Source organism: Sellimonas catena, assembly GCF_027924685.1.
In the GTDB taxonomy this organism is placed as follows: Bacteria; Bacillota; Clostridia; order Lachnospirales; family Lachnospiraceae; genus Sellimonas; species Sellimonas catena.
In genome coordinates this window covers 103,620-117,143 of the sequence record NZ_BSBO01000004.1, presented here as the reverse complement: position 1 = coordinate 117,143, position 13,524 = coordinate 103,620, and the positions used below count along the sequence as shown (strand labels likewise).

Genomic DNA, 13,524 nt, shown 5'->3' with positions numbered 1-13,524 from the left:
AGCCGGAAAAGGAGGAAGCCGTGGAAAACAAAAAGATTGTGATTGCCCTGGGCGGAAACGCTCTGGGGAATGACGTGGAAGAGCAGAAAGAGGCGGTTGCGAAGACGGCGGAGGTCATCGTCGATCTGGCGCAGCAGGGCTATCATCTGATCGTGACACACGGGAATGGACCGCAGGTCGGAATGATACAGACCGCAATGGATAACTTTGACAAAGATCTGGCGGCATCCAAGAAAGTTCCGCTTCCGACGAGCGTGGCCATGAGCCAGGGATATATTGGAATTGACCTGCAAAATGCCATCAAGTACGAGCTCTACAGAAGAGACCTTGACATGAAGGTTTCCACCATTCTTTCCCAGGTGGAAGTCGATGAGCAGGATGAGGCATTTGAACATCCTTCCAAGCCGATCGGAAGATTTATGACAGAAGAAGAAGCAAAAGAAAAAGAGGCAGAAGGGATCCGCTGCATGGAAGATGCAGGCAGAGGCTACCGCGTGGTGGTAGCCTCCCCGATGCCGAAACGAATCCGGGAGCTGGAGACCATCCGGACGCTGATGAACGCAGGGCACATTGTCATTACCTGCGGGGGAGGCGGCATCCCGGTGATTAACAAAGGAGGAAAACTTGTCGGTGTGAGCGCAGTCATCGATAAGGATAATGTAAGCAGCCTCCTGGCATCCAAAATCGGGGCAGATTATCTTGTAATTCTGACCGCGGTGGAAAAGGTTGCCATCAATTTTGGAAAGGAAAATCAGGAATGGCTGTCCGACCTCACGGTAGAACAGGCGAAAGAATACATTGCACAGGAGCAGTTTGCAAAAGGCTCCATGCTTCCTAAGATCGAAGCGGCGGTGCGTTTTGCCGAGTCCGGAGAGGGAAGAAGAACACTGATTACGCTGCTTGAGAAGGCAGCGGACGGAATCGCGGGAAAGACGGGTACAGTCATTCATATGTAAATCGGGAGAGATAGTATGAATATACCAGTAAATCTATTTATGTGGGTTTTGGCATGTCTGCCGATCATCGTACTGCTTGTGCTGATGATCAAGTTTCAGTGGGGAGCGACAGACGCAGCTCCGGTCGGACTTGCCATTACCGTATTCACGGGAATCGTATTTTATAAGGCAGATTTGAAAGTGATTGTATCGGAGGGGAGCAAGGGAATCTGGAATGCATTGACCATTCTGATCATTGTATGGACGGCAGTCCTTCTCTATCAGGTCGGGAACGAGACGAGGGCCTTCTTCGTCATCCGGGACGGTATGAGAAAGCTCCTTCCAAACGAATTGCTTTTAGTCCTGGCTATGGGATGGATCTTTGAAAGTTTCCTCCAGGGGATCACAGGATTCGGCGTGCCGGTGGCAGTCGGCGCTCCGCTTCTGATCGGGATTGGAGTCAAGCCGATGTGGGCGGTTATCATTCCGCTTCTTGGACAGTCCTGGGGCAATACCTTCGGGACTCTGGCGGCGGCGTGGGATGCCCTCGCCATGAGCGCCGGACTCAGCGCGGGAAGTAAGGAATATCTGATTACCGCATTCTGGACCGCACTCTTTATCTGGTTCTGGAACATGATCATCGGTATGACAATCTGCTGGTTTTATGGAAAAGGCAAGGCGATCCGCAAAGGCTTTCTGGCCGTGGTTCTGCTTTCGGTAATACAGGGAGGCGGAGAACTTCTGCTGACCCAGGTCAACACGACAATCGCATGTTTTGTTCCGGCCTGCATTTCTCTGATCGCCATTTTGCTGCTCGGGAGGCTTCCGGCGTTCCGAAAGGAATGGAGCGTGGAGGACAGCCGGGTTATGGAGCGGGGAAAAGATACACAGGAAACAGAGGAAAAACCGGAAGGTATGACACTGCTGCACGCATTTGTGCCGTACATCCTCTTATCCGTGATCGCGCTGGTTGTGCTTTTAGTGGAGCCGGTACATACCCTCCTCAGCAAGGTGCAGATCGGATTCTCCTTCCCGGAGACCGTGACCGGATATGGATATGTGAACGAGGCAGTGGAGAGTTTCTCACCATGGACACCGTTTACCCATGCGAGTATGTTCCTTTTTGTATCGGCCGTAATCGGAATGATCTACTATAAGAAAAAAGGGTGGATCCAGAAAGGCGGAATCGGCCGGATCTTTGTCAGGGCAGTCTCCATGACGATGCCGTCCGGCATGGCGATCATCGGACTGGTCATCATGTCAAAGATTATGGCAGGAACCGGACAGACCGAAGTCCTCGCAAATGGAATCGCAGGCGTGCTCGGAAAAGTTTACGTGATCCTTTCACCGTTTATCGGTCTTCTCGGATCATTTATGACCGGAAGCAATATGAGTTCCAATATCCTGTTCGCAGGCTTCCAGTCTACGACGGCGAACCTTCTGAATGTCGATCCGTCCATTGTTCTGGGTGCACAGTCATCCGGCGGCTCGATCGGAAGCGCCATCAGTCCAAGCAACATCGTGCTTGGTACAACAACAGCCAACATACTTGGAAGCGAAGGAAAGGTACTCAGAAAAATTATCGTTATCACGGTGCCTGCAGCGCTGATGATCGGTGTCTTTGTACTGGCACTGACCAGCCTGTAAGAAGGAGGATCACATGGAAGAGAAAGGATTTTTTCAGACAAGACCAGGAAGACTTACAATCGCGTTTTGTGTCATCATGGCGGCGTTTGTCCTCATGCTGACAGGACTTCATTTAGAGAATGACATCCTATGTCTGATCGGATTTATCATGACAGCGGCGGCGATGCTGTATTCCCCGATCGAAGGACATCTGTATGCACGTTTTAAAAATAAATAGAAAGGCGAGGTAACACACTATGGGAATTGAAGAAGTAACAGGAAGAATTGCAGAAAATCTGGAGCACCTGAAACAGTACACAGCCACACCTGGCGAAGGCTGTACAAGACTTCCTTTCACAAAGGAGGCAAGAGACGCGGCTGAGTACCTGAAAGGGCTGATGGAGGCTGCCGGACTGGAGGTCCGTGAAGATGCAGCAGGAAACGTGATCGGAATCATGAAAGGAGAAGACCCGTCACTTCCATGCGTTATGATGGGATCGCACTATGATTCGGTTGTAAACGGAGGAAACTTTGACGGAATCGCCGGCGTCATCTGTGCCATCGAAGTTGCAAGACAGCTAAAGGAAAAAGGCATCAAGCCAAAGAGAAACTTTGCTGTTGTCGGATTCTGCGATGAAGAGGGAATGCGTTTCGGTACCGGCTACTTCGGATCCGGAGCAATGCTCGGACACCGGGATGTAGAGTACTGTAAGAAATTTAAAGATACCGATGGCGTTTCCATTTATGACGCAATGAAAGGTTACGGACTGGATCCGGAGAAGATCGAGGACGCAAAATGGCCGGACGGATCCATTGGATACTTCCTTGAGGCCCATATTGAGCAGGGACCGGTTCTGGATGCTGAGAACATCGAAATCGGACTGGTTGACTGTATCGTAGGTATCCAGCGTTACATGGTGACTGTACATGGAAGATCCGACCATGCAGGAACCACACCGATGGATATGAGAATGGATGCTGTGGATGCTGCCACAAAAGTAATTTCCAAGATTGCTGACTGGGCAAGAGAAAAAGCAGACGGTACCGTTTCCACAGTCGGATATATCAACACCGTACCGGGCGGAATGAACATTGTGGCAGAAGAATGCCAGTTTACAGTGGACATCCGTTCCAAGAACAATGACAATATCAACGATATCGCAAACCGCATCCGTGCAGCACTGGACCGTGAGGTAAAGGCAATGGGCGGAAGCTACGATATCGAAACCAAACTGGTTATCACACCGGTTGACCTTTCCAAAGACATGCTCGGCATCATGGAAGAAAGCTGCAAGGAACATGGATACAGCTACAAATATCTTCCAAGTGGTGCAGGACATGACGCACTGGAAATCGGTCAGGTGCTTCCGACAGTGATGCTCTTTGTACCGAGCAAAGAAGGAAGAAGCCACTGCCCGGTAGAATTTACAAAATACAGCGATTTTGCAAAAGCTTCCACGATTATGACAGAGCTTGCCGAAAAGCTGCTTGCATAAGCATAGCAGAAAAATACCCAAGCCACACCGGCCGCGCTGCAGGATGTTCTGTGGCGCGGCTTTTTGCAACCATTGTTCCGGGGAGTGGACAGAAGGGGAAGCAGGGTATTTCATGACTGGTGAAAGCATGCTATACTGTAGATATTACGAAAAAGAAACGGATGAGGAATCATGGGATTTACAGTAGAAGATCTCCTGCGGACGGAAGAGTGCAGAGAGATGAAACTGCTTTGCGGGGAGCAGGGCCTGAAAAATGAAATCAAAGGGGTAACGATTATCGAAGCACCGGATATCGTCAAGTTTATCAACGGAGGTGAACTTCTGCTTACGGGACTTTATGCATTCAAATCCTGCAGCATAGAAGAGTTTGAGAATTACATTTCAGAATTCCGGAAAAAGAAAATCAGCGGGCTGATCGTAAAGAGGGGACGTCTTGTGGAGCAGGCGGACAGAAAGATCCAGCTTTTACAGGAGTACGCAAGGAAAAACCAGATCCCGCTTCTGGATGTTCCGTTCGGAATCTCGTTTCAGAAGATTCTGGCCATCGTTATGGAGCATCTGTTCAATGAGGAAGTCACGCAGTTAAAGTATTTCAAGACGACCCACGACAACTTTACGGCGCTGACTCTTGGAAACAGCGGCTCAGACAGTATGATCCGGGACATCCTCGACATGCTGGAAAAGCTGATCCGTAATCCGGTGGCTCTCTACAACCAGAACCGGACCTGCTATGCGTCTACGTCGGGTGAGACAAAAGATCTGGAGTTTCTTGAAAATCTTCAGGACTATGATCCGGAAGTGCTGACCAACTATCAGTACTGGAGACAGGAAGGCGAGGAAGTGCAGTATCTGATCCGGATCCGGCTCAATGTGGGTGTTCAGATGTATCTGGTAGTGACGGAGAGAACAGCACCGTTTACAAAGATGGACTGCATTGCTATCGAAAATGCCATTGTGGCGCTTCAGTACGAGTTTTCCAGACAGTTCGCCATCCAGGAACTGGAGAAGAAGTTCCAGAATGATATCCTGAATAATATTCTCAACGGCAAGGTAACGTCCGAGGCGGAGATGGAGAAAAGCGCAGGACTTCTTCAGATGGACAAGGACGGAACTTACCGGGTGATTGTTTTTGGCACAAAAAATGAGGGACATTCACAGAAAGACATCAATGAAAAGCTGATGCATGTCAGTTGTCTCGAGGAAGCGGTCAGAAGGTGTCTTCCGGATCTGAAGATTCACCGGGATCTGGATAAGATTGTTGCCATCAAGGAGGCAGATCCGACGAAAACCCAGGCGGAATGCAGAAAAGAGATGCAGGAAATCCTCAGCCGAGTGCAGGCGGAGATGAAGTATCAGAATAAGAATTTAAGCGTCCGGGCGGGCGTCGGAAGGATCGTAAAGGGGATTGAAAACCTTCCGGAATCCTACAAGGAGGCGGACGATGCGCTCTCCTTCATCGACATCGCAGGAGATATTTCCGGCGACGGGGATGCTTCTGTCATGATGTTTTCCGATTTTGGAATCTTTAAGCTTCTCTGCCAGCTGGATGATCCGCAGACGCTTATGGAATATATACCGGAGTCACTGCAGAAGCTGCTTCAATATAAGAAGCCGCAGCAGGAGGATCTGATTATTACACTGAAATCGTATCTGAAAAATAATCAGAATCTTTCCAAGACCGCGCAGGAGCTTTACGTCCATTACAAGACCGCGGCCTACCGGATCGAGAAGATCGCCCGGATCACGGGCATGGATTTTGACAATGCCAATGAGATGCTTGCCGTCCGGATCGGACTGGTCGTCTGCAAAATGATAGAAAATTACAACAAAAAGTAAAAGAAGAAGATGCTTTTAGGCAGTTTATCCAATCTGGATAAACTGCCATCTTTTTTTTATCATCTTCCGCCGATGTAATTTGTTAAATAATTATCTATACTGATCTCATAAGGAAGAGCCGGAAAGGAAGGGATTACGTGGAAGTTGATGTAAAAAAAGTCATGGAACATCTGGACGAAATCTATCAGTGCGGTGCAAAGCCGGACGGCACTTTTACAAGAATGGCATACTCCGAAGAGGATAAAAGAGGAAGAGCACTTTTCCGGAGCTGGTTTGAAAAACTTGGAATTCCGACACGGGTGGACGAGGCAGGCAACCTGATTGCCCGCATGGAAGGATCCGATCCGTCACTGCCGGCGATTCTTGTCGGCTCCCACCTGGACACGGTGCCGGACGGAGGAAAGTACGATGGAGCAGTCGGATGTATGGGAGGGCTTGCCGTATGTGAGACACTCAAAGCGGCGGGACAGATGCTCCGCCATCCGCTGGAAGTCATCGTCTTTACCGATGAGGAAGGCTTCCGATTTGGAAGCGGCCTGACGGGAAGCAGCGCCATCTGCGGAGAAAAGCTGGATATCAGTCCGGATGATCTGGATATGGACGGAAGAACGAGACGGGAAGTCTTTGAAAGCTGCGGAATTGACATTGAACGTATTCCGGAGGCAAAACGGGATCCGAAGTCCATTCACTGCTTTATCGAGCTTCACATTGAGCAGGGAGGAACCCTTGATAAAAACCAGATTCCGGTAGGAATCGTATCCTCCATTGCAGGCGTGAGCCGGTACGAGGTGACTATCACAGGCGAGGCAAACCACGCAGGAAGTACGATGATGGAGGACAGAAAGGATGCCCTTGTAGCAGCATCGCAGTTTATCGCAGAAGTGCCGAAGACCGTGAAGGCCTGCGGCAACCCATACACCGTAGCGACGGTGGGGACGATCCGGGTGACACCGAATTCTGTCAATGTGGTGCCGGGTACCTGCACATTCCAGCTGGAGATCCGGGATCAGCATGCGGAAGTTATGAAAGAGATCGAGACGAAGATGTTTGCATATCTGAAGGAGATCTGTGAAGAGGGAGGCTATACTTACTCCGTTTCCCCGATTTCCTACCACGCGCCGGCCCCGATGCACGAGGCGGTCAAAGGCGCGATCGAGCGGGCCGTGAAACGGACCGGAACGAAGTACACGGTGCTCCCAAGCGGAGCATTCCACGATTCCCTGCTGATGACAGGGTTCGTACCGACGGGCATGATTTTCGTGCCGAGCGAAAAAGGAATCAGCCATTCCAGATATGAATTTACAAAAGAAGAAGATATCGGACGCGGCTGTAATGTATTACTGGAAACTGTTTTAGAAGCAGACAATATGAAAATGTAATGAAAAAGAATAGAAAGGAGAACATCTTATGGAGAAGAAAAAAATTGGAATCATCGGCGGAGGAATTTCCGGAACATGTCTGGGCTATCATTTAAGCCTCTATGACAACGCGGAAGTGATCGTATTTGAAAAAGCTACGATCGGCGGAGCTTCCACAGCTAAATCCGCAGGAACAGTATGTCTTTTTGATGACTCTCTGAAAAACAGATACTGGGACGTAAGACTTTACGGATTTGAATCCTATCTGAAAATGGAAGCGGAAGAAAAAGGATCCGCTGGATTTGACAAGACCGGCACACTCGTTGTCGCTACAAACGAGCAGGTAGAAGCAACAATCAAAACCGGTATCGCACTTGCAAAAGCAGCAGGATATTCAGGTGAATATATCACAGATAAAGACAGAATCAAAGAGATTCTTCCGGACATCTCCACAGAAAATATTCTTGGAGCCGGATATACACAGGATGACGGCTACTTTGACGGAACCATGATCTCCAACACTTATGCAAAGAAACTGCAGAAAAACGGCGGAGTGATCAAGACCGGCGTAAAAGTGACAGAAGTCATTGTGAAAGACAATAAAGTCAAAGGATTAAAGACAAGCGAAGGCGAAGAATATGAATTTGACTATGTTGTAGACTGTACAGGACCATGGAGCAAATTTACAGGGGAACTTGTAGGTCTGGATGTACCGATCTGGCATACAAAAGCCGAGGCATTCTTCCTTTGCCCTCCTGGAAAGAAACTCAGCTACACATTCCCGGTACTGAAATATCCGGAATTCTATGCTTTAAGAGCGGGAGACAACATCTTTATCTGCAAATCCCACCTCTCCATGGATCTGAACAATCCGATGCATGCAGGACAGTGGGATCCGGATAAACTTCCGGAAACAGGCGGAACAGACGATTACTTTATCGACTTCCTGCTTGATCAGCTTGAAGTAAAAGTTCCTGGAATCGTAGACAGCGGTCTTGTATCATCATGGCTGTCTTACCGTGCAGAGCCGAAGGATTTCCTTCCGATTCTTGGAGAAACTCCGGTAGAAGGATACATCCTTGCTACAGGCTACGGCGGAAATGGTGTCATCGAAGCACCGGCAGCAAGCCGTGATCTTGCAAAACTGATTATGCGCGGCGAGTCCACTCCGTTACTGGAAGACTGGGCATTCAAACGTCTGCTTTAATTTTAGATAAAAATCTGGTGCAGTCCGGCAGTGAAGTTTCTTCGCGGCCGGACTGCTGTGAAAATTTCAGGAGGAAAACATGGATATAGCGGTTCTTATTAAACAGGTACCTGTTTCAAACAATGTATCAGTAGATCCGGAGACACATGCCCTCATCCGTGCAAGTGCAGAGGGAATGATCAATCCGGCTGACTTAAATGCAATCGAAGAAGCCATGATGCTCAAAGAGCAGACAGGCGGAAAGGTTGTAGTTTTCACGATGGGCCCTCCGGATGCCGAAAAGGCACTTCGTGAGGCAATGGCACACGGCTGTGATGAAAGCTGCCTGATCACAGACAGGGTAGTAGCAGGAGGCGATACGATTGCGACAGCAAGAGTACTGGCCGAAGCAATCAAAAAATATGGACAGTTCGATCTGATTCTTGGCGGCGCTCTGTCTGCGGACGGAGCAACAGGTCAGGTTGGAGCAATGGTTGCGGAATGTCTTGGAATTCCTCACATCTGTGAGATTCAAAGCATCAAGTATGATGAAGCTGCTCCGGACAAAATCGAAGCGGTGAAAAAAGTATACGGGGAACGTTTCCTTGTACGTACTTCGCTGCCGGCAGTACTGTCTGTAAACTTTGGATGCAATGTGCCAAGACTTGCTACACTTCGTAGTACAAGAGCGGCAAAGAACAAACCGCTTGCTGTCTATACTAACGCGGACCTGAATCTTCCGGAGGACCAGGTCGGAATTAAAGGTTCTCCGACAGCAGTCATCGATTCCTTCGAACCGACAGGAGGAAGAATGGCAGAAATGCTGACCGGAACACCGGAAGAACTGGCTGTGAAACTGAAAGACCTGATCGATGAGGAGAAAGGAAATTTATAATGGCTAATGGAATTTGTATTTTCGCAGAAAATTATAATGGAAAATTAGAGCCGGCTTCTGCAGAACTTGTCTCCGCGGCACGTCTGATTCAGGAAACAACAAAAGAGCAGATCAGCGCGGTTGTTGTGGCAAAGGACTGCGACGGTATTATTGAAGAATTAAAAAATATTGGCGTAGAGAAAATATACGCTGTAAAGACAGATCATGATATCCTTTTTCAGGATGATGCTGCAAGTCAGGTACTTGCTGATATGATCAGAAAGATAGATCCGTCTTCTGTTCTGATTCCGGCGACACCGGCAGGACGTTCCATATTCTCAAGAGTAGCGATGAAATTAAACTGCGGACTGACCGCAGACTGTACAGAGCTGCTGGTGGGCACAAAAGAGGATGGAGCCTACTATATTAAACAGAACAAACCATCTTATGGAGAAAACGTTTTTGTTACCATCGTTACAAGAGACGGATACTATCCTCAGATGATGACAGTACGTCCGGGTGTTTACACAATCCCGGAAAAGTCAGAGGGAAACGCGGAAGTTGTCTACATGGATGATATTCAGATCCCGGAATCCAGAATTGAGATCGCGGAAATTCTGCCTCAGGAAGATTCTACAGACAGCATTCTCTCCGCGGAGATTGTTGTCGTAGGAGGAAGAGGAACTCTGGAAGACGATAATTTTGAACTTGTAAAACAGTTTGCGGATAAGATTGGAGCTGCTATCGGCGGTACCCGTCCGATGGTAGATACAGAGACAATTCCGTTTGACCACCAGATCGGTCAGACCGGACTGACAATCCGTCCGAAAATCTGTATTTCTCTTGGTGTATCAGGAGCAATCCAGCACACAGAGGGTATCAAGGATACCAAACTTTTTGTTGCAGTTAATACCGATGAGAATGCGGCGATCTTCAAAGTGGCTGATTATGGAATGGTAGCCGATCTCCGTGAGGTTCTGGAAAATTATCTGAAACTGTAGTACAATACAACTGAGGTGAGACAAATGGAATTATTAGAATTAATGAGAACAAGACACAGCATCCGCAGCTATGGCGATGCGCCGGTATCTGAGGAAGACATCACAAAAATCCTTCAGGCAGGAATGCTTTCCGCGTCAGGAAAAGCAATTCGTCCATGGGAGTTTATCGTCGTGACAGATAAAGATGTCCTGCAGAAAATGTCCGACTGCCGGGCAGGATCTGTGAAGATGCTCAAAGAAGCAGCCTGCGCTATCGTGGTAGTCGGCAATGAGGACGCATCAGATGTCTGGATCGAGGACTGCTCCGCAGTGATGAGCAACATGCATCTGATGGCTCATGCACTGGGACTTGGCAGCTGCTGGGTACAGGGAAGACTCAGAAAAGCAGAGGACGGAAGAGACACGGAAGCATTTGTACGGGATATTCTCGGATATCCGGAAAACTACAAGCTTCAGGCGATTCTTACGGTCGGAGTGCCGGCGGAGGAAAAGAAACCTTATGAGTTAAGTGATCTTCCGACAGAGAAGATTCACTACGGAAAATTCTGATAAAACCCGGTGTCATGCGGGGTGGATCTGTACAGAAAACTGTATAAATCCACCCCGCTTTTTTTGCGTTTTTTTGCGGTTGACAAACGGTATTTTTCGTGATATGTTTAGGACAATTTCGTTATAAACAAGAAGAGAAATCAAGGTGAAAGGCGGTGGAGAATATGGATCTGGTCAAGAAGGTGATAGTGCTTGTCTGCAGTATCATCCTGGTAGGGTTTACCCTGACCGATTTCCATTCTGTCATTGCGGAGGATCCGGCGTATGCCGGACATCTTTTTGTCAATAAACCGGAGAAGCAGACACTCACAGCACACGAGAAGAAAAGCCATCCTGATTCGGACGCCAACAGAGAAGAAGCCGGAATTATGTGGAAGTATCTGAGAAGTGGAAAACAGAAAGCGGCCAGAGGACTGGCACTTTCCACGATCTTTCTGGCCGGGTCGGCTGCTGCATTGTTCCGGATTTTTGAAAACCGGCATTATCTGGGAGGTCTTCTCCTTCAGGTAGTTTATATGGCACGGTTCCTTTATGAACTGTCAGTGCAGAAAGACAAGGACGGCAAGAAAAGAACTTCCGCACGGAGGCTTCTGCTTTCGTTCCAGGACAGTTCAAAAATATAAGGAAGACGTGAAAGGAATTAAGGGAAAACCATGGAACGGTTTATGAATTTTATAAAGCGTCAGTCACCGGGGCTTGTCATCACATCAGGGTTTGCCATTGTGATTTTCATTGGAGCTCTGCTGCTTTTGCTTCCGTGTTCCGTGAAGGACGGGGCGACAGTGACATTTGTGGACGCACTCTTTACATCCACGAGCGCAGTCTGTGTAACCGGACTGATAGCCATTGATACGGCAGATCATTTTACTGCGATTGGACAGGCTGTTGTAGCACTGCTGATTCAGATCGGAGGTCTTGGAGTGACATCTGTCGGAGTCGGAGTTATGATCGCGGTAGGACACCGCGTCAGCTACAGGAGCCGGACACTGATCAAAGAGGCACTTAATGTGGATACCTACAGTGGAATTGTGAAGTTTGTAAAAGCGATTCTTCTGACGACGTTGTTTTTTGAAAGTTTGGGAGCAATTTTAAGCTTTATCGTATTCAGTCAGGATTATCCGACACTTCATGCCCTTGGAATCAGTGTATTCCATTCCATTGCGGCGTTTAACAATTCGGGATTTGATATTCTGGGCGGATTGAGAAATCTGATCCCGTATCAGGAGAATGTCCTGCTGAATCTGACCACCTGCGGATTGATTTTCTTTGGCGGTATCGGTTTCCTTGTCATTATGGATATTCTGAAGCAGAGAAAATTCAAGAAGCTTATGTTTCATTCAAAAGTTGTACTGACAACAAGTATTGTCCTGATTATTGTAGGGACAGTCCTGCTAAAGCTGACCGAGCACATCACATGGCTTGGCGCGTTGTTTCACAGTGTTTCGGCGAGAACAGCAGGTTTTTCAACATATCCGATCGGAAGCTTCAGCACAGCCGGACTCTTTGTCCTCTGTGTTCTGATGTTTATCGGTGCTTCTCCGGGATCAACCGGAGGCGGTATCAAGACGAGTACATTCTTTACCCTTGCACAGGCAGTCCGGAGTATGTTTTCAAAACGTGCGGTTGGCGCATTTAAGAGAAGCATCTCAAAACAGAATGTCAGCAAGGCGTATGCGATCACACTGCTTTCTGCAATTGTCGTGGTCGTAGCGGTATTTTTGATGTGCATTATTGAGCCGGATATCGACTTTATGAAAATCCTTTTTGAAGTGATTTCGGCGTTTGGTACCGTAGGACTTTCTACCGGCATTACGCCGGATTTGAGTGATCCGGGGAAATTGATCATTATCCTTGTCATGTTTATTGGAAGACTCGGAGCTATGACCCTGATCACCATGTGGGTAAACCGGCCGGAGCCGAATATCCGGTATGCGGAAGAACAGATTTCAGTTGGTTAAGAGAAAGGAATAAAATAGAGATGAAAAAGAAAGCATCAGCAAAAACTTTTGGAGTGATCGGGCTGGGACGTTTTGGTATGGCGCTTGCCATGACGCTTGCAAAAGGCGAGAAAGATGTCATTGTTATTGACGAAAATGAAAGTAAAGTAAGAGAAATGAGACCGTACACGGATTATGCATTTGTGACAAGCAATTTGAATGAAGAAAGCCTTCGGGAGGCGGGCATCCAGAATTGTGACGTGGTAATTGTCTGCATTGGTACGAATGTAGGAGTTGGAATATTAACAACACTTAGTGTCATTGAGATGGGAGTACCAAGAGTGATCTCCAAGGCGCTTAGTACAGAACAGGGAGCGGTTTTGAAAAAGATCGGTGCAGAGGTTGTCTATCCGGAAAAGGATATGGCATATTTCCTCGGGAAACGTCTGATTTCCGATAATTTTCTGGACTTCATCCATCTGAATGACAGCGTAGAGATCCGGCAGGTACGTGTATCCGGAAGCGCGAGCGGAAAGAGTATTGAAAAACTTGCTCTTCGGAAACACTATCAGTTGAATATTATCGCTTTGGAAAGAGAGAATAAGACAACGATAGAGATCCACCCGGAAGACACTCTCAGAGAAGGCGATATCATTTCTGTAATCGGAAAGGTCGAAGATATCGACGCTTTTGAAAATCAGCTTTAACAGATAAGATAAAAGGTTC

General features: G+C 48.0%; 13 protein-coding genes. All 13 read left to right on the top strand.

The genetic code is table 11. The annotated features are described in order from the left end of the window. Nucleotides 1–20: 20 nt before the first annotated feature. Entirely contained in the window at nucleotides 21–956 is a 936-nt protein-coding gene (gene arcC / locus Selli1_RS03245; RefSeq protein WP_087169058.1) for a carbamate kinase, read from the top strand. Nucleotides 957–971: 15 nt separating this feature from the next. Beyond that, nucleotides 972–2,582 (top strand): L-lactate permease, encoded by a 1,611-nt coding sequence (locus Selli1_RS03240; protein ID WP_087169059.1) that lies wholly within the window; start codon nucleotides 972–974, stop codon nucleotides 2,580–2,582. A 13-nt stretch (nucleotides 2,583–2,595) separates the two neighbouring features. After that, nucleotides 2,596–2,799, top strand: a complete 204-nt coding sequence (locus tag Selli1_RS03235; protein WP_087169060.1) for a hypothetical protein — start codon at nucleotides 2,596–2,598, stop codon at nucleotides 2,797–2,799. A 19-nt stretch (nucleotides 2,800–2,818) separates the two neighbouring features. Further along, nucleotides 2,819–4,057 carry a M20 family metallo-hydrolase gene (locus Selli1_RS03230; protein ID WP_087169061.1) on the top strand — a complete coding sequence of 413 codons (1,239 nt, stop codon included), beginning with the start codon at nucleotides 2,819–2,821 and terminating at the stop codon, nucleotides 4,055–4,057. Between the two features lie 171 nt (nucleotides 4,058–4,228). Continuing rightward, nucleotides 4,229–5,893 carry a PucR family transcriptional regulator gene (locus tag Selli1_RS03225; RefSeq protein ID WP_087169062.1) on the top strand — a complete coding sequence of 555 codons (1,665 nt, stop codon included), beginning with the start codon at nucleotides 4,229–4,231 and terminating at the stop codon, nucleotides 5,891–5,893. A gap of 137 nt (nucleotides 5,894–6,030) precedes the next feature. Then, entirely contained in the window at nucleotides 6,031–7,272 is a 1,242-nt protein-coding gene (locus Selli1_RS03220) for a Zn-dependent hydrolase (RefSeq protein WP_087169063.1), read from the top strand. Between the two features lie 28 nt (nucleotides 7,273–7,300). Next, entirely contained in the window at nucleotides 7,301–8,458 is a 1,158-nt protein-coding gene (locus Selli1_RS03215; protein ID WP_087169064.1) for an NAD(P)/FAD-dependent oxidoreductase, read from the top strand. Nucleotides 8,459–8,537: 79 nt separating this feature from the next. Continuing rightward, entirely contained in the window at nucleotides 8,538–9,332 is a 795-nt protein-coding gene (locus tag Selli1_RS03210; protein WP_087253780.1) for an electron transfer flavoprotein subunit beta/FixA family protein, read from the top strand. Continuing rightward, a complete protein-coding gene (locus tag Selli1_RS03205; RefSeq protein ID WP_281872288.1) occupies nucleotides 9,332–10,312 on the top strand; it encodes an electron transfer flavoprotein subunit alpha/FixB family protein in 981 nt (326 codons plus the stop codon). Before Selli1_RS03210 ends, Selli1_RS03205 begins: the two co-directional genes overlap by 1 nt. Before the next feature lie 24 nt (nucleotides 10,313–10,336). Next, a complete protein-coding gene (locus Selli1_RS03200; RefSeq protein ID WP_087169067.1) occupies nucleotides 10,337–10,861 on the top strand; it encodes a nitroreductase family protein in 525 nt (174 codons plus the stop codon). Between the two features lie 164 nt (nucleotides 10,862–11,025). Next, on the top strand, nucleotides 11,026–11,484 hold the full coding sequence (locus Selli1_RS03195) for a hypothetical protein (RefSeq protein ID WP_087169068.1): 459 nt from the start codon (nucleotides 11,026–11,028) through the stop codon (nucleotides 11,482–11,484). 42 nt (nucleotides 11,485–11,526) lie between these two features. Then, a complete protein-coding gene (locus tag Selli1_RS03190; protein WP_330677465.1) occupies nucleotides 11,527–12,819 on the top strand; it encodes a TrkH family potassium uptake protein in 1,293 nt (430 codons plus the stop codon). A gap of 20 nt (nucleotides 12,820–12,839) precedes the next feature. Then, nucleotides 12,840–13,505: a potassium channel family protein gene (locus Selli1_RS03185; protein ID WP_087169070.1), complete on the top strand. Its 666-nt coding sequence runs from the start codon at nucleotides 12,840–12,842 to the stop codon at nucleotides 13,503–13,505. Nucleotides 13,506–13,524: the final 19 nt, after the last annotated feature.